Raw genomic sequence first — 20,248 nt, forward strand, 5'->3', positions numbered from 1 at the left:
AGGGCTAAAACTAATCCTAGCCTAATGTTGTTAATATTATGATTTCGAGGTATAGAGGATAACGTTAATAATTATGAATTACATTAATTTTTTCGATGAGTGGTAGGATTTTGTTTGTTTTTTGAAATGAATTTTGCCGATTATTTAAAATTTAAATGTTCGTTTTTTTAGAAAATATCGTCGTAAGAGAGAAATATAAGGGGAGGAAGTGAAGCAAAAACAAACTTTTGGCTATATCACTGTTTTAATTTTTGTAAGATAAAAGTTTATTTTTTATATGTAATTACTTGTTATTATACTTTCGGCGAAAACGCTATAGTGTATTTCATCGATAAAACATTGTAGGTCAGCTATTTTAAATTTTTCGGAACTCTATTATCAAAATAGATTTCTTAGGTTTAATAAAATTAACCCCACAAATTCTTACTGTAATTTTACTCACCTTGCTTGGATTTTAGTAGTTGTTTGACCAAACCAACCTATTAAAAATGAAGCACACCAAACCAAGTGTCTGGAATGACGTTTTTTGTCATTTCAGAGCGTTACCGATTACCCTAGTATCTTCCCCCATTAATTTTATCCGGTCCATAGGCCGGACGAGTCGTTATGCTCATTTCTCTCCCCCAATCATTTTTCTCCCCCTTAACAAAGAAACTTTCCTGATTTACAATCAAATTATTAACACCAAGCCAGCCTTATACATTCGCGTATGAAAAAAATTACTATCCTAACCGTATTAGTTCTATTTACAACTTTTTGTTTTGGACAAACACCATGTTTGCCCATAAGTACTTTGAACTGCACAGAAATAGCTTCTGAACTACCTTTTAACCTAACTTTTAATGGTTCTGGGGCGGGAATACTTAACACGGGATTTACTATGGTGGATCCTCCCTCTTCCAGATTGGCTGCGGATAATTTAGACGCAGATCCAAACGTAACCGGCCTCTTGCCCAACAATCTTTCTATTGTTGGAGGTAGGTTGAACGTTATGGCTACTAATGGGATAAATTATAGTCAACCTTCTGGGTCTCCACAAAGTACGTTAACTAATTCTCAGATGAATGCCCTTGGTACCGGCTTTTCAATAGAAGCTAACCCTGTTGAAGTTTCAGCTACCATGATTCAACCAGACTTTACCGGTACAGCAGGTAACAAATCACAACAAGCTGGTGTATGGTTGGGATTGAACGAAAACAACTTCGTCAAATTGGTAGTTGTAAAAAACTCGGCCACAGAGCAAAAAATACAAATGCTCTTGGAACAAACGAATCCTGGAAATTCAGCTAATTTAATTTTAGAAGAGTATAACACCTCTAATTTTTTGAGCGGTACAGTAACTTCTATTGAGTTCAAACTAGTAGTTGATCCATCGGATAATTCTGTAAGAGGCTATTACAGCCTAGACGGAGGAGAAATGCTCCAAGTAACAGGGGCAACTGATTCTATGACTGCGCCAAATTCATTTTTAATTGGTGCTGACCACGACGCGGATACGGCTACAGAAGCTTTGACCTACGCAGGAATCATGACATCAACAAGACGCGCTACTTCTGGAAGTATGGTGGTTTCGTATGATGATTTTTCAGTTGAAGAGATTGTTGCGGCCAGTTCGGAAACGGATATTTTAACTTTTGTGCTGGGGTCTGAAATTGGGGACGCGGTTATAGATGCAGGGGCACATACCGTAAACATAGAAGTAGAAAGTACTTCAGATTTAACCGCCTTGGCTCCTCAGATTACACTTTCCTCAGGAGCGGCAAGTATTCCGGCATCCGGCGAGTTCTCTGATTTTAGTAATGGTCCTGTTACTTATTCTGTAACGGCAGAAGATGGTGTTACTACTCAGGATTGGTCGGTGATAGTGGTTAAGGAAGAGCTTCCTTTTGAGGCACATGTTAATTTTCAGAATAACCCTACCAATCCTACTACCCCTACAATTCCGCCAGCGGGGTATTTGGCTGATTATGGTAAAGCCTTTGGTAATGCTGCTGTGACCCTAAACGGAAATAGCTATAATTATGGTTGGAAACTAGCGTCTTCAGGTAATCCTTTTGATGCTTCGGATGACGTTGCGGGCAATTCAAATGGAGTTGGTCGTATGCGCCTTGGAAACATATCCAATTATAATGCAGCCTCACTTCAAGAAAAATTAGAAGGGACCTTGGTCCATTTTCAGGGCGATAATATTGCTGGCTGGGGCAATGGTCAACCTCGAAAGAACGAACTATTTTGGGAAATAGAAGTTCCCAATGGCACCTATGAGGTAACCATTGGTCTTGGGGATAAGGCTACCGGAAATACGGATAGTAGGCATAGTGCCACTGTTGAAGGGTATTCTATAATTGCCGCTTTTGCTCCTGTAGAACAAGAAGTGCGTACCTCTTCTATGATAATAGAGGTGTTGGACGGCCTGTTGACCATTGATGGAACTGGAGGGTTCAATTCAAAAATCACGCATATTGATGTTGTGGAATCAACAGAAAGTCCCGTAAACGGCTTATTGAACTTTACTCCGGCTATTACAAATCAATCCGTGGAAGCAGGGGCAAATACAGAATTTTCTGCTTTATTGGCGGGTGCCGGAGCAGTTAACATAGGGTTGGTAATTGATGATAATATAAATGAAACAATTAGTAATGATTGGCTCACTGTTCCGGAAAAAACTGATATAGGATCTTATGATTTTGTTTTGGACGGAACCTCTCTTTTGGAAGGTGATGTTCATAGTGCAAGGGTTATTGCTACGGCAAAAGGTTTTGTTCCGGCCCTATTGGATATAGAGTTGACGGCTACGCCCGCAGCGCCTTCATCATTTTCATTTTTGGATGATTTTGATGCATATACTTTAGGTAATTTACATGAGGTTGCACCCACGCAATGGCTTAAGGAGAAGCCCGGTGATGTGGCTATTCCGGTTTTGGACGAGGCCATCAGTCCTAACCTAACCCATTCCCTTGATTTTTCCAATGGTCCACATACCCACGATTTGATTCCTTTAACTGATGCTCCAGTAACATTGGAGGCCGATCAGCCGTTTTATTTTAGCACCTATTTTAAAGTGGGTAGCGTAAGCAATAGGGTTCGTACGGCTATTCGCATCGCAGATGATGCGGCCGGAGATCAATGGGTAAGAGAACAGGTAGCTAGCAATGGCAGCGGCGGTCTTATGGCAAGAATAGGATTGGGCGGTCCTGCTTCCGATAACGGAAATATAACCGTAGATTCTGATAAGACATTCCAGTTTGTGGTAAAAGGCGAATGGGATGGAATAGGGGCCATTAGTTATTCGTGGACTTTAGATCCAAAACTCGATTTAACTCAGACGGTATGGACTTCTGCAGGATCTCATACTGTAGTAGGAACTCCCAAAATTGATCGTTTATTTATTAGTTCTGTTGGTACTAATGATGCCAAAATTGGAGGTGTACGCCTTGCTTCAGATTATGATGTGGTCGTAACCGAAGTGTTGAACACAGCTCCTGTTGTGGAGAATCAGATATTCGGTATTGCGGAGGACGTTTCGGTGGGAACTTCTATAGGTTACGTACAGGCATCGGATGTTAATTCGGATCTATTAACGTACGCTATTACTGCAGGGAACGATGATGGGACCTTTGCTATAGATCCTAATAATGGGGAACTCACTACTTTAATTCCTTTAGATGCCGAAACTGTGCCTCAGTACATACTTACGGTAGAGGTAGGGGATGGTGTGAATGCGGTTTCTGCCCAAATCACGGTCAATGTTGACGATGTGGTTGAAGTTCAACCTTGTAGCCCATTAAGTGCATTGCCCTGTGATCAATTGCAAACTTCACTACCCTTATCTCTAGATTTCACGACAACGAATGGAAAGCTATCGGATTCAGGTTTTACCATGGTTTTAGAGCCTAGTGCCAGGTTGGCTTCAGATGATGCTATCGCAGATGAAAATATACCGGGATACGCCCCCAGTCTTGTAGTACGAGATGCTTCTGGACTTTCAATAACAAGTACCAAAGGTATTTTTTACAGTCAGTTGCCTTCTCAAGGTACGCCCAGTAGTACGGAGACCAATTCACAAATGAATGCTTTGGGAGTTGGGTTGCCAGTGCCTTCAACCGTATTTAGTGTATCTACAACTCTTGAGAATCCGGATTTTTCGGTTAGTGCCGGAAATAATTCTCAACAAGCAGGTGTTTGGTATGGGCTAGATGAGGATCATATTGTAAAATTGGTAGTCTCAAAAACGGGGAATACCAGTAAAAAAGTCCAATTGCAGGTTGAGAACATGGATCGGACTACATCGGAAACAGCATATCTGGAATTGAATACTGCCAATATAGCTTCAAGTACTGGAGTTATTAATTTACGTTTGGAACTTAATCCTATAAATAATACGGTTTCAGGGTATTATTCGCTTGATGGGGGAACTGAGGTTTTGGTCTCCCAAGGAGGAGTAAACAGCTTGTCCGTGCCGTCCAGTTATTTTTCAGGAAGTATGTACGATGCGGAGAACCCAACGCAGTTATTGAACTTTGCAGGAGTATTCACCACACAGCGAAGAGCGGATGTAGACCAAAACGTTACTGTATTATTCAAAGATTTTGTTGTAGCGGAGGCGGCAGAGCCTTTAGTTATTTCGTTTGATGTTGATGAACTCAATTTTAGTGGGGAACAAGGTGCGGATATTGAAAAACAAAGTGTTACGGTTTCCGCCAGCTCAGGTAATCCCACTTTTGTACTTTCTGATGATCCTGATTCGGAATCATGGTTGATTTTACCTACTGAACCGGTACTGGGCGAAATAGAATTTGGAGTTCGTTCGGATATACCGGTAGGTTCTTATGGTACTACAATCTTTGCTAGTGACCTACCTGACATGGGCTATGCCAATGCAGAAATGACTATCAACTTGGAAATTACCGAAGCGATAAATGATTTTTCGGTAAATATTAATTTTTCGGATCAAGCTACAGCAGCTCCTGCTGGTTATGAAAAAGACGGTGGTGATGCCTATGCGGATAGGGACAACGGTTTTGTATATGGGTGGTTGGATGCAAATACATCACAACCCGCGGATTTATCCAAAAATGGAAGAAATAGGGCCGTTTCAGGAGTAAGTGAGTTAAATAACACCTTGGTGCACATGCAGTATGGGGATGTTTCTTCCAATGCTTCCAATGGCTATTTAGCAGATGCCAAATGGGAAATTGCAGTTCCCAACGGTGATTATTTGGTAACGGTTTTTGTAGGTGACCCCGATGTTGATACACCTGCAGTCAACACCCCTGCGCATAGGATAAACGTGGAAGGAGTGAATTTGGTGAACGACTACGTACCTACAGGTATGGCTGGTGCAAGCTCCCGATTTACATCGGAAAGCGCCATAGTTAATGTAAGTGATAATAGATTGACTCTTGATCCGTTAGGGGGATCCGGTAAGAATACAAAAATTAATAGTGTACAAATCGTAGCTGCTTCCGTAGGTGTACAGACTCCAAAGGTAGTCGCAATATCTCCACCTGATGGAGCTACGGGGGTGTCGGTTAACAGCAGTGTTTCCGCCAATAATCTTTTCTTGCCAAACTCTGATACCAGTGGTAATGCAGGGGTTGATAATACGACCATCACCAATACTACGGTACGTTTGTTTAAGCAGGGAAGTACTGCACAAATTGGGGCCAGTGTAAATGGAACCGGTGGTGGAGATGCCATTAATTTGGTTCCAAACCTTCCTTTAGAGGCTAATACAGTTTATGTATTTGAAATTGATGGGGTGTTGGACTTGGTAGGGGAACCTTTTGAATTTTTTACTTCTTCATTTACTACAGGTGATGGAAATACAGGGCCGGTTACGGATTTGGATAACGTTTCATTTACCAATGCGGGAGTTGTGGGTTCAAACGGAAAATATTCCACCCTTACCATTGGTCCAGATGATAAGCTGTACGGATTAAAAATCTCTGGAGATATTCACCGATGGTATATTGATTCGGACGGGACGCTGTCCGGTGAAGAAGTACTTACCACTTGGAAAAATGCTTATGGAGGAAGTAGGACTTCCGTGGGACTCGTCTTTGATCCTTCGGCTACTTCGTCTAATCTGATTGCATATGTTTCCCATAATTCAGGAGGTTTAAACAGTGCTCCGGACTGGGATGGAAAAATTTCAAGACTCACTGGTGCCAATCTTGAAAACGAAGAGTTATTGGTAACCGAATTACCTAGGTCTACTAAAGATCATTTGACGAATAGTCTAACCTTTAGGCCAGGTGAACCCAATGTAATCTATTTTAATCAAGGAAGTAACAGTGCGGCTGGTAAATCGGATGGTTCGTGGGGCAATAGGGAGGAGAGCTTATTGACGGCCGCTACCCTAAGATTGGATCTTTCTCTTTTACCAAGTACCTTACCACTTAATGTGCGTACTACAAGAAATGCTATGGCAATTAATGCGGTAGATGTGAATTCTCCAACTTTGGACGGATTGTACAATCCATATTATATCAATGCCCCTTTAACGTTATTCGCTACAGGTATTCGTAATGCCTATGATTTGGTTTGGCACTCCAACGGACAATTATACGTGCCAACTAATGGAACGGCTGGTGGCAGTAATGCCCCAGCATCTATTAACGGGACAAGAAGACCGGATGGTACAATATATGACCATAGTAATCCTTTGTACCCTGTTGTACCTTTTTCGGACGGAAACAATGTGCAGCGGGATTGGTTGTTCAGGATTGACCCCAATACTGACATGGGGTATTACGGACATCCTAATCCCTATCGAGGAGAGTTTGTGTTGAATCGTGGTGATGCCGATGTAAGTAAATCAGCTTATGACGGGGTGCAACCAGACGAAAACTATAGGGGAGCGGCCTTTGATTTTGAATTGAATAAATCTCCCAACGGCGTCATTGAATATCGGAGTAACGCCGAAAGTGGAAATTTAAAAGGAGCTTTGTTAGTTGTTAGGTACAGTGGAGGAAGTGATATCATTGCCTTGGTGCCGGATGGGTCAGGAGGCGATATAATGACCTTTAAAGAGGGAATACCTGGGTTTACAGGTTTTCAAGATCCACTAGATTTAGTAGAGGATACCACCAACGGAAATATTTATGTGTCGGACTATGGAAGAGGCCAAATCGTATTGCTCAAACCTAGCAATCAAGCTTCGCCTACACCACTTATTGTTTTGGATACGGAAAAGGTAACAGGTGATGCCATCTCGAATTCGGAATCATTCACGAGCGAGATTTTGCTGTCCAATTTGGGTAACGCAAGCTTGAGTGATATTCAAGCTCAAATAACAGGGGTAGATCAAGATCAGTTTTCGATTGTCGGTTTGCCCACTTCGATAAATGCCCAGAATTCAGCCTCGTTCCAGATGGTGTTTACACCTACCTCCAACGGTCCTAAATCGGCAGAATTGACCTTGACGGGCACAAATGCGGAACCCGTAGTCGTGTCATTGAACGGTCTGGGTAAAACGGGACTGGGAGGAAATAATGAGCCTTCATTGCAGTGGATATTGGATACCCATTTGGGCGATGGCGCCGTAAATGTGGGAGATACCGATCCGACGACCAACCTTATCAATTTACCAAATGGCAGCGGTTATAATGATATTTTAGGTGATGAAGTGGCCGTTCAAAAATTTGAAAGGGCTGTTGATGCACCGGTTACGGTTGAATTGTTAAGTGTATACGGTCCTACAAATACAACTCCGGTAGTGGCATTTGGATGGTATGTTAGTGGCGATGCAAATACTGCGTCAGAATTGTTTACAGTTTCCAATAGCCCCGCTAGTAACGGACAGACACTTAACGCTCCTATTGTTGGGGCAACGGAGTTTGATCCGGGAGCCGTAAGTTTTGGTTTCTATAGTAGATGGCCATTCTTTGGCGACCGACATTTATTTAGCGAAGATGCCCTCAATACATTCGCCGACGCCATTCCGCATCATGTACGGGTATATGAGCTTCCTGGGGAAGAGAACGCCTATATTATCGCTACGGAAGAACATACTTCCGGGTTTGACTACCAAGATATTGTCGTCATTGTCAGAAATATCAAACCCTTTGACGATGCATCTAGCCTAGCTTGTTCCCCTATTAGTATTTTAGAATGTGACGAGCTTGAGGTAAGCTTGCCCTTCTCTTTGAATTTTGATGGGACCGAAGGCGGATTGGCCAATACAGGCTTTACCATGGTCGATAACCCCTCGGCAAGGCTTGCGGTAGATGGTACCGCTTTCAATCCAAATGTTCCGGGGTATGAACCCGGTAGGATAAGCTTGTCCAATGGAAATCTGGTTCTAAATGCCGCGAATGGTATCGCCTATCTGCGTAATGGTCCAGGTGCCGGAACGAGCACAGATGTAAATTCACAGATCAATACCTTGGGGGTAGCCGTCGATGCCGATAGCTACGGAAGTTTTAGTATAGAAACCTCCTTGGTGAATCCGTATAGCGATGGCTCCAATAATTCCGAGCAAGCAGGATTGTGGTTCGGTCTTAATGAAGATAACTATGTTAAGTTGGTGACTTCCAATGGAAATAGGGTAGAGTTACTGTCCGAATTGGATGGTCTTTCCCCAATTTCACAATCCTTAAAGGCCGATGGTATTACAGATTTACATACAAGTAACGTAGGCCTAAGGATATTTGTAGATGTTGAAAACAATCTACTTGTTGGGTACTATACCTTGAACGGAGGAACCGAGGTTGAAGTGGGGTCTTTACAACTGCCCTTAGGTTTTATTACGGGCAATTCTTCTTATGATAACTTATCTTTTGCCGGTATCTTTAATACGAAACGAAGAGAGACTACTGCCAATGTTAATCATGCTTTCCAACATTTTAGAATAGTTTCAGATGATGTAGTGGCCTTTGAACCGGTTAATATCAATTTTTCACTTCCAGATGACGTACCGCCTTCGGGATATCTTGTAGATTCTGGTTTGGCCTACGCCGATCGTGGTAATGGATATAGCTATGGTTGGTTGGCTACTGATGGTGCAACGGGCTTGGACCTCTCCGAAAGGGTTCGTAATAGAGGAGTTGCGGGGGTAGACATATTACAAAATACCCTAGTACATATGCAGTATCAAAATGTAAAGCCTGAAGGGCAAGAGGGTATTTGGGAAATGGAAATACCCAATGGAAATTACATGGTTGCTGTAGGGGTAGGTGATCCTAATATTGATGGTCAGGCAGGTACGGAACCTTTTCACACCATAAACATTGAAGGTGTTAATGCGATAAATAGGTATTCGCCCACTGGGGTCGAGGGCGCTTCTACCAGATTTTCCTCGGGAGTGGCCAATGTAACGGTTACCGACGGTAGACTTACCATAGATGCTTCCGGTGGTTTTAATACAAAGATTAACGCTTTGGAAATAACCCAAGGCAGTGGAGTTGTTCAGCCGTATTTCGCTAATGTTAATCCCGCTGATAACACCAACGATGTGAGAATTGAAGATTTTCAGATCAACGTTGAGGTTATAGTCCCTGACGATTATGAGATAGATAATAACACCCTGGCGGGCAATATCAACTTATTTGAGGTTACTGCGGGCGGAGATGTCTTGGTGCCTTCCAACTCCAATGATACAGGAGGGGGAGATGCCATTACGTTGACTCCGATACAAGATTTAAAGGAATTTACGACCTATCGCTTTGTGCTTACTAGTGATATAGAGGCAAACCGAAGGGGCGAGTTGAATGATAGAATACCTTTCCGTGCTTTTGAATCTACATTTGAAACGGGAGAACTTGATGATGGAAGCACGCCTATACGGGATTTAACAGGGGTTGAATTTACCAAGGTGTCAGGTGTAGTCAATTTAGGTCCTGGTGTTGATAATCAACGTTTTTCAAGTTTGGTAATCGGACCTGATGGTAAGCTTTACGCAAGTACTATTGGTAACTTTAATTCAGATGGCCAAATTTATAGATGGGAAATGGCCTTGGACGGAACTTTGAGTAATTTGGAAATATTAAACCCACCGTTACAAGGTTCCCTTCATCCAGAAACCAATGCAGGGGGTAACGATGATAGATTGATTATTGGTCTGGCATTTGACCCCGCATCTACTGCCGATAATTTAATCGCCTATGTAACCCATAGTAAGGCCTCTATTTCGGGCGGTCCGGAATGGGATGGTAAGCTATCGCGTTTGACCGGTCCGGATTTGTCTACAGTAGAAGACCTTGTTATCCATTTACCTAGATCTGTAAACGATCATTTAACTAACAGTATAGCTTTTGATGACCAAGGAGATCTTTATATTACGCAAGGGAGTAACTCGGCAGGAGGTAGTCCAGATGGTAATTGGGGCAATAGGCCCGAAAGACTTTTGGCTGCTGCTATTTTAAAGTTGGAGTTAGATAAATTACCAAATAGTCTTCCCTTAAGTGTTTATACTACGGATGATATTTCGGTAATAAATACAGCGCCAAATGGTAGTTTGCAAATGAGTGATGCTACCTACAATCCCTATGCTGCCAATTCACCATTAACAATATTTGCATCAGGTATTCGTAATGCCTATGATTTGGTATGGCATTCCAATGGTTGGCTATATGTGCCTACCAACGGTACTGCGGGCAACAATAATAGTTCGCCCAATTCGCCTTCAACTTCGGATTATACACTGGCAAGACGTATTGATGGGTTGACCTCAATTCCCAATGTTCCAAAATTACTGGGAGGGGAAACGCAAAAAGACTGGTTGTTCAAGACCAAAGGCGGGTCGTATCACGGTCATCCCAATCCTTACAGGGGAGAGTTCGTATTGAACCACGGTGGTATTTCATACAGTGGATTGCCCGGTCAGGTAGAGGCTTCCTATACCGATGTGGGCAAATACCCCGATGATTTGGCACCAGATCCAAATTATCGCGAACCTGCATTTGATTTTGGAAAGAACAAATCGCCCAATGGGGCCATAGAATATAAGAGTGATGCTTTTGAAGGGAAATTACAAGGCCTTCTTATGGTAGTCCGTTTTAGCGGACAGGACGACTTGTTGGTATTAGACCCTAAATCAAGCGGGGATATTGCCGAAGCCTACAGTAGTATTCCAGGGCTTAGTGGTTTTGATGATCCATTGGATGTGGTGGAAGACCCCACAACGGGGAATATCTATATTTCGGAATACGATCGCGACAATAACGGAACCGCTCGATTGACACTACTAAGGGCGGGCACCCCGGCAAGTATGGGGCCATCCATAGTGGCAACTCCCGAGGAACTCATTTTTGAAGCAACAACAAATAACGAAGGAAGCAATACTGATGAAAAAACGGTAGAGATAAGCAATGATGGCAGTGCCGTGCTGAATATTTTGAGTGCAAGCCTAACAGGTGATTTTGCAAGTCAATTCAGTGCTGTTCAACCTTCGGGCCCAGTAACGCTAAACCCAGGAGAAAGTCAAATATATACGTTGACCTATACGCCCAGTTTAGACGGAACGGACTTAGGTTACCAAGATGCTGTACTTACTTTAGGAAGTGATGATACGGATAATCCCAGCCTTGAAATAGGATTGCATGCCTTGAAAAAATCTGGTTTTGAAGGAGGTCAGGAACCTGCCTTGCAAGATGTTGTAGATGCTTTGGGTGTTGGTATATCCGTAGGATGGACCTCCTTGTCCAGCTCCACAGATCCTTCTCCCGTAGGTGATGAGGTAGAAGTAGAAAGATGGGTGAAGGCATCCGAGCAACCCGTTAAGGTCACTCCCGTTGGACGCTATTCTCCAAGGGAAGAATTGCCTTTCGGCTGGTATACCAATGATGGAACTGTTGTAACCCATGAAGTAGGGGTGTTAGCAGATGATATAGCAAATGCACAGACCCTATTTCCCCCAATTACTTCAGGTACTGATACCTTTGACCCTCAAGGAGCGGTATTTGGGTTTTATGTAGAATCCAAATTCTTTGAGAGATTCAATTATACCGAAGATGAAATTAACACAGGAGGAGTGGCCCATAGGGTTAGGATATATCCTGTAAATGATAGAGAAGGAAATGCTGTTGAAAATAGCTACCTCATAGCTTTTGAGGATGCCTCCAATGGAGATTATCAAGATTATATGTTTATCATTGATAATGTGATTCCATTTGAAAGTGGCGTACTAGCCTTAGATTTTGATAAGGAGGATATAAGTTTCTTTGCGTCAATCAATCAAGAGAATATACCAGAGCAATCATTAATTTTAAGTGGCAATGGCGGTATAACCGCTACAGAAATAAACTTGGAAAGTACCGAAGAATGGGTCGTCCTTCCTGAAACCTTTGAAATGGGTACACCATTTGAGGTAGGTGTGGATATTTCAGGTTTGTCCATTGGTTCGTATGAGGCCACGATTAGTGCTTCTGCAGTAAACTATGAAGGAGCCACGGTGCAAATAGCCTTGGAAGTTACGAATGAGTTGGTTTATACCTATCAGTTCAATTTTCAGAACCCAGATGAAATAGAGGTATCCCCTGAGGGGTATATTAATGATGTTGGTTTGCCTTACGGAACACAAAATACAGTTCTTGGAGATCTAAACTATGGATGGGTAGAGCCAGGTACCCTTACTCCGGCCGATGCCGCCGCCAATGCCAGGAATAGAAATACGGGTACTGATGATGATGCCTTGGTAAAAACCTTTTCCATTATAGGTCATAGATCGGCCAATACCTATCCGCTTCGTGATTGGGTAGTAGAGGTGCCTAATGGTATATATTCTGTAAACATTAGTGTTGCGGGTGATCCAGATTATGCGGATAGCAACCATGTCTTAGATGTAAATGGAGTTGTTGTAGTGGATTATGACCAAGAAAGTATCGTTCCCGAAAATTTTGATAGTTTCCAAAATACCAAGCAGGTAGAGGTAACCGATGGTTTGTTGCGACTGTCTTTGGCTCCTTCAGGAGATAATGCCAAGGTAAGTTACATTAGATTGGCTTCTATAGACAGTTCTCTATTACCACCTACTATAATCGCTACATTTAACGGAAATGAAAGTGCCCCGGATGTATATAGGGGAGCTGTAAATATCGCTCTAGAGGCTAAGGATGAAAGTGAAAGTGGTGGAATTGCTCACATAGAATATGTACTTGATGGAGGTACGGTAGAAAATTATACTGATGCATTCGATTTAACCGACGAAGGAACCCACACTCTTGTAGTGACAGCTGAGGATAACAATGGCAACAGTTCTGTTAAAACATTCAACTTTACCATAGAAACCCCAACAGGAGCTTTGTTGGCCATAGAGAATATGACCAAGGTACCTGGTACGGATAGAGGATTTCCAGCCGATGATTATTACACGTTCTACCGGTTGGGTACACCTGGTTCTGCTCAATTTCATGATACAAATGTCATGCGGTTGAATAATACCGGTACGGGTGATTTATTGGTGACGGAAGTAAATATCTCCGACGCCAACGACTATGCTTTTGAGTTACTTGATTCCAATGGGAGTCCAGTGCAATTACCTATTATAATTCCAACGGGAGGTTATGCAGATGTAGACATCACATTTATAGCTACTACCGGAAATGGTAATAATGGTATTTTTGTAGAAGATATTGAAATTGTTTCCAATGCGGACAACGCGTTGAATAACAAAGCTGTGCTTCACGGTGGGTATGCGCCCCAGCCAGAGGGAGGGGATGAAATCCATGCGCAAGAGGTGTTTGATGCTTTTGGTTTTCAATCTAGTATGCTGAGTATCGTAAATGATTCGGGAACTATTACTCCGCCCAATAATCTTACCTATAGACCAAGTTCTAATTTTCCTTTAGAGGCAAATATAGAAGCGGGTTATGAAGGAGATCTTATTTTAAGTGATGCTTTTGTTCAAGCAGACCCAAATCAACCGGTCATCGGTATTCAATTATCGGCCTTACACGGTACGGGCTCAAACGGAGCTAGATTTGTAGAGGTAGACGGTACGGAAACTGTTGGAGGAATTAGTTTTTCCCATACGGGAAGCAATTACCAGACCTTGCTACCAAAGAATAATTCAGGGGTTATCAATTTTGATACAAGTAATGTGGTTTCCGAGCCCTTTAGAATTGCCGTAGCCAATTATTTGACAACCGGTGGAAATAACATTTCAGGGCGTAGACCTGACTTGTTGGGAGCTAGGGTTTATAAGGTAATTAATCATAATGGGAACTTTGTTCCAAACGAATATATTGTTTTACAGGATTTTGTGCAGAACGGTTGTGGTGCGGGATCGGCAAATTGTGATTGGAACGATAATACTTTTTATTTCATAAACATCCGGCCTCAAGCCGTACCAACGGCGCAGCCCGATCAAGAGTACTTGGCCAATGTAGGGGAGGAATTCAATATAGATATCGCTTCGTATTTTGACAAAGGATATGCGGGTAATGAGTTGACGGTAACAGCTACGGTAAACGGAGGAAACCTTCCAGCTTGGATGACTTATGATAATCACTCCGCTACAGTGTCGGGTACAGCTCCTATAGATGCTACGGGTAGTGTGCCGGTAGTGTTTAACGCGGTCGATATCAATGGTCTTACAGCAACTACGACTTTGACAGTCTCAATTAACGAAGCTCCGGTTGCAGTAGATGATGAGGTAGAAACCACTCAAGATACGGCCATGCTTATAGAAGACTTGCTGGCAAACGATACGGAACCTAATGGTCAGGTCATTACGATTGTTACCGTAGATACACCTCAAAATGGTGAAGCAGTGCTTCAAGAAGATGGGCTCTCTGTTTTGTATACACCTGATGTAGGCTATGTTGGTTCTGATAGTTTTGAGTACACTATTGAAGATGAAACGGGACTTTCGGCTACGGCCACGGTTTCCATAACGGTTACCCCTGAGAATCAAGCTCCGGTAGCGCTTCTTCAAGCAAGTGTACAAGTAGGAGAAGTAGCCTTGTATGTTGAGTTTGTTGGTAGCGGGTCAACTGATGAAAATCCGACTACGTTACGATATGAGTGGAATTTTGGTGATGGTTCGCCAATAAATACTGATTCGGATACAAGTCATACGTTTACGTCTACAGGTATTTATACAGTGGTCCTTACCGTCATAGATGATGAGAATTTAACAGGAACGGCATCAACAACAATTACAGTTTCGGCACCACTTAATACGGCGCCAAACGCTATAGCTACGGTTACACCGTTGAACGGGGCCAACTCCTTATCGTTTAATTTTGACGGTAGTGCGTCTAGTGATTCTGAAGGATCGCTAAGCTATCTCTGGAATTTTGGTGATGGAAATACGGCTACCACTGCTGTTGCTAATCATTCTTATGCCTTGGCGGGTGTTTATGACGCTTCCTTAACGGTTACCGATGAAGGTAATTTGGAAGATGTAATTACGGTTCAGGTAGAAGCTGAGGCACCTGTAATGTCAGACTTTGCCCTGAGAATCAATGTGGGTGGTCCAGAACTTGTTTATGAAGGGGAAACTTTTGAACAAGATCAGAGCTTCGTTGGTGGTAAAGTATACGAAAATACAAATGCATTGGTCCCTGAGTTATATCAAACTGAGCGTAGTGCTACACCACCTATTTTTGACTATAATATTCCTTTGGATAATGGTACTTATGAAGTTACGTTGCACTTTGCCGAAATTTATTGGGGAGCCACAGGCGGTGGAGCTGGGGGTGCAGGCAAACGTGTTTTTGATGTTTCTTTAGAAGAAAATGAAGTGCTGACTGATTTTGATATAACCCTAGTGTCAGGTTCAGAAACTCCCGTTGTGAGGACCTTTGATGTTGTAGTGCAAGACGGCATTTTAAATATGCATTTTGATGCAGGTGGTGCCAATGGTGTTGATCAGCCTAAACTATCAGGTATTGAGATAGTAAGTAAAGATGATATCGTTGTTCCTTGTGCATTACCTGAAGGATGGGTCAATAATGATATAGGTTCTGTTCAAATAGAGGGAGAAACCTGTTTTGAAAACGGTAGGTATGAAGTGAGTGCTTCAGGAGCGGATATATGGAACAATGCAGATGAATTTCATTACGTATACAGAGAGTTGACCGGTGACGGTGAAATCGTTGCACAAGTAATGAGTTTGGAGGCTACCAGTGTCTGGGCCAAGGCTGGGGTTATGATGAGGAATGATCTGGATGCCAATTCAGTTCTTGCTCAAATGATTATTTCGCCAAATCCCAACAACTTGGGAGGTGTAGGACATAGTTTTCAAGATCGCCCTGTAAAGGGTGCTGCAATGAGTAGTGCCAACTTTACAACGCCACAATCTGTTCCGGGAGGATTCCCGCATTATGTTCGATTGGTGCGTTCAGGCAATACCTTTACCGGATATGTTTCTGAAACAAATGGAAATTGGACTCTTGTTGGATCTAAGGTGCTACCTATGAACGAAACTATTTTTGTAGGTCTAGCTACTACTTCCCATAACGATGATCAGCTTACGGATGCAGCGTTCGAGAATGTAAGTGTTCAAGAAGAAACACAACAGAATGAGGCTCCGGAAGCAGCCATAGTTACAAATATCTCTACAGGCAGGGCTCCGTTGGTTGTGAGCTTTAACGGAAACGGTTCAAGTGATGATAAAGACATTGTAAGTTATACTTGGAACTTTGGAGATGGAACGGCAAACGGTACAGGAGCCCTTGTTGAACATACCTTTACTAATGCCGGAAGTTTTGATGTTTCTCTCACGGTTGCTGATGAGGAGGGTGAGGTTGATGTAGATACAGTTACGATTGTCGTTGAAGCACCGAACGAGGCGCCTGTGGCAGTGGCAGTGGCCACACCTTTAAATGGTGAAGCTCCTTTAGAGGTAGGCTTTACAGGAAGTAACTCTACTGATGACGATGGTACGGAAAACCTAAATTTCGCATGGTCGTTCGGAAATGGTGATACCTCTACCTTAGCGGATCCAGTCTATACATACAATACAGAGGGAACGTATACCGTAACCTTAACGGTAACGGATTCAGAAGGACTTACAGATCAGGAATCCCTAACAGTAGTGGTAGAGGAACAGATGGTAGTAGGTGATTTTGCACTGCGTATTAATGCCGGAGGGCCAGAATTGACCCATAACGGTCAAGTGTACATGGCAGACCATAATTTTGTAGGAGGTAAATCTTATACGAACACCAGTGCTGAGGTACCTGAATTATATAAGACGGAACGTAGTGCGATGCCCCCTAACTTTGACTACGAAATTCCATTGATAAATGGTGAGTATCAAGTAACCTTACATTTTGCTGAGATTTTCTGGGGCGCTACAGGTGGAAGAACGGGTGCTGTAGGAAAACGTGTATTCGATGTGGTTATGGAAGGAAATACCATTTTGGACGATTATGATATCATAGCAGATGTGGGAACGCAAACCGTAGTGACCCATACGTTCAATACTACTATTGTTGATGGTGTGTTAAATCTTGGCTTTGATGCTAATGCACCAGATGGGCGAAACGAGCCCAAGTTGTCGGCAATTGAAATAGTTAGTGTAGGTGAAGTCAATGAGGCACCCGTAGCTTTTGCTAGTGCAACGCCATTAAATGGTGTAGCTCCGTTAGAAGTAAACTTTAATGGTAGTAACTCAATAGATGATGAAGAAGTGGTCTCTTATATATGGGATTTCAAAGATGGTAGTAGCTCAACTCAAATAAATCCGGTGCATACTTTTGTGAGTCCTGGTGAATATGAGGTGAGTCTGACCGTTGCCGATGCGCAAGGAGAAACAGATACACATTCGGTAACTGTTCTGGTAGAAGAGCCTGAAGTAAATGACTTCGCTCTACGAATCAATGCGGGTGGGCCTGAAATGACCCATAACGGTCAAGTTTTTCTAGCTGACCAATACTTTGTAGGAGGTAAGTCATATACCAATGCCAGCGCCAATGTACCACAGTTATATAAAACTGAACGAAGTGCTTTGCCACCGGTCTTTAGCTATGATATTCCTGTTCCTAACGGGGAGTATCAAGTGGTGTTACATTTTGCAGAGATTTTCTGGAACGCTCAAGGAGGAATCCCGGGAACCGCAGGTAGGCGTGTCTTTGATGTAGAAATGGAAGGAAATAAAATACTGGATGATTTTGATATTCTTTCGGAAGCAGTTTCGGAAACTATTGTAATACGAACCTTCAATACGAATATCCAAGATGGTCAGTTGAATTTAGTATTCGATGCGGAAGGTAGTGATGGTAAAAATGAACCTAAACTATCGGCCATAGAGATAATTGGCAATGGTTCGGTAGTTCAATTTGATCCTATAGCCAATGCCGGTGAGGATATTGAAATCAATTTGTCAACTAGCGAAGTTAGCTTGGTCGGAAACGGTTATGATCCAGATGGTGGAAATGTTAGTTACCAATGGTCTCAAGTTTCAGGACCGGATACGGCCATTATGTCCAATAGCAACACCCCGGAATTAAATGCGGTATTTTTGGTTGACGGTACATATGTGCTGAGATTTACGGTTACCGATAATGAAGACCGGTCCGCTTTTGATGATGTCACCGTCACGGTTAATAATGATGCTCAAGAAGAAGTGTGGTTAGAGGCAGAATGTGGTGTAATCGGTACGGGTTGGACGGTTGTAGAGGATGCTTCCAGATCGGGAGGAAAGTACGTTGTGCCTCCCACAGGATTTAATTCTTCATCAGGAAATATAGGGGAAGCGGTATTGACCTATAATGTATCTGTAAGTGAGGGTACTTATGCAATATTTGGACTTGTAAGAACTCCTTCAGGAATTAATGATAGTTTCTGGATACGGGTTAATAATGGAGCTTGGGTACGTTGGAACAGTATTCCTGCCAGTAATGAATTTGTATGGCATAGAGTACATCTTAATGAACAATTGAGCAAACCACGAAGTTTTGAGCTTGTAGATGGAATCAATAAGATTGAAATAGGACATAGGGAAGACGGTTTAGGTCTAGATAAATTGTTCTTGACCAAAACTGGAGATTTACCTTCTGGCTTTGGAGGTTCAGCATCAAATTGTGGAGGTAGTGGAAAAACTATTGATGAAAAAGTCATTGCTGATAACATACAGCCAGAGGCAATTGCTGATGTAGTATTCTACAGTGAAAAGGTTCCAAATGGAGTTGATTTGTACCCTAACCCAGCTTCGGTGGAAACAAAAATTAGACTTCAGAACCCGGAAGTTCAAGTAAATCGGATCCATGTACACGATGTTTCCGGTCGATTGATAGCAGTGTATGATGGGCAAGAATTAAGAACAGCTGAAGGCGAGTACTCACTTAATGTTTCTCACCTTACGAATGGCATGTATTTGTTGCGTATAGGTATTAGTGATGGAGATGTTTTTGATAGGAAATTGATAGTGAATCATAGATAGGGTTCAGCTGAATGTAGTGTAAATTAAAAGAGGAGCGATTCAATCGCTCCTCTTTTTTATTATGCCTCACTTAGATTACAATACCAAACATTCATACTTTCTAAGTTTCCTCTAATTACAGTATTGTTCATCAAGGTACCACCAAGAATAAAACCGTGTTTACTAAAGGTAATGTTTAGACCATATGAGGTAGCGCGAACCAAAGCGTATAAAGTTTTGTACTTGTTGCTTGAAACACGTTGCTTAATCTCCTGAACTAAATAGTAGTTCAGATTTTGCCCGTTATAATTGGGATGTGTGGCAAAATCCATGATTTCTACGCTAGATTCATTCTCCTGAATTTTTAGGATAGCGGAAACCAAAAGAGCATCATTTTCAAAGAGGCCATAAAATTCATGGTTTTCTTGTAGTAACTGCTTTAGATACTCTGGATCATGAATGGGAAACGGATAGGACTGAAATGCCATTTCGTGCAAACGAATGATAGACGGTAAATCTTTTTCACCAAGTTTACGTATCTCAAGATGATCAGGCAAAGCAAAGAACGCATCTTCCGAAGAACTATTGGCCGCGAGAGCAATTGTCTTTACCGAAGTAATGGTTTTCTTTACCTGACTAGGGCTGTTGGCACGTTCGGTGCTGAGGTAATCGGCTAAAAAATAACCGGCTTGCTCTCCGTTGTATAGTTTGGGTATTTTAGCCTCAACAGTATATCCCTTAGATTTGAAAACTTCGATAGCCTCTTCTGGAACTCGACTCAGAATTTTGTCGTATTCCTTTTTATGCGCTATGGTTTTCATGTTCTCTATGAGCAAATCCCAGTTGTACTGTTCCGTATCCATAAGGTATACGCGATTATGTGCGCGACCATGTTGTAAGGTGGCCCCATTAATTTTCTCTAGGGTATCGAACATT

At 42.4% G+C, this 20,248-nt stretch carries 2 protein-coding genes; one reads left to right on the top strand and one right to left on the bottom strand.

The features are described from left to right. Positions 1-709 precede the first annotated feature (709 nt). Complete coding sequence (locus Q4597_RS05815) at positions 710-19,333, top strand: malectin domain-containing carbohydrate-binding protein (protein WP_303405215.1); 18,624 nt, start codon at positions 710-712, stop codon at positions 19,331-19,333. 59 nt (positions 19,334-19,392) lie between these two features. Here the strand turns inward: Q4597_RS05815 and ablB are convergent, their stop codons facing one another. Next, positions 19,393-20,247 (bottom strand): putative beta-lysine N-acetyltransferase, encoded by an 855-nt coding sequence (gene ablB / locus Q4597_RS05820; RefSeq protein ID WP_303405216.1) that lies wholly within the window; start codon positions 20,245-20,247, stop codon positions 19,393-19,395. Between the last annotated feature and the right edge of the window lies 1 nt (position 20,248).

Source organism: Zobellia sp. 1_MG-2023 (genome assembly GCF_030549125.1).
In the GTDB taxonomy this organism is placed as follows: domain Bacteria; phylum Bacteroidota; class Bacteroidia; order Flavobacteriales; family Flavobacteriaceae; genus Zobellia; species Zobellia russellii.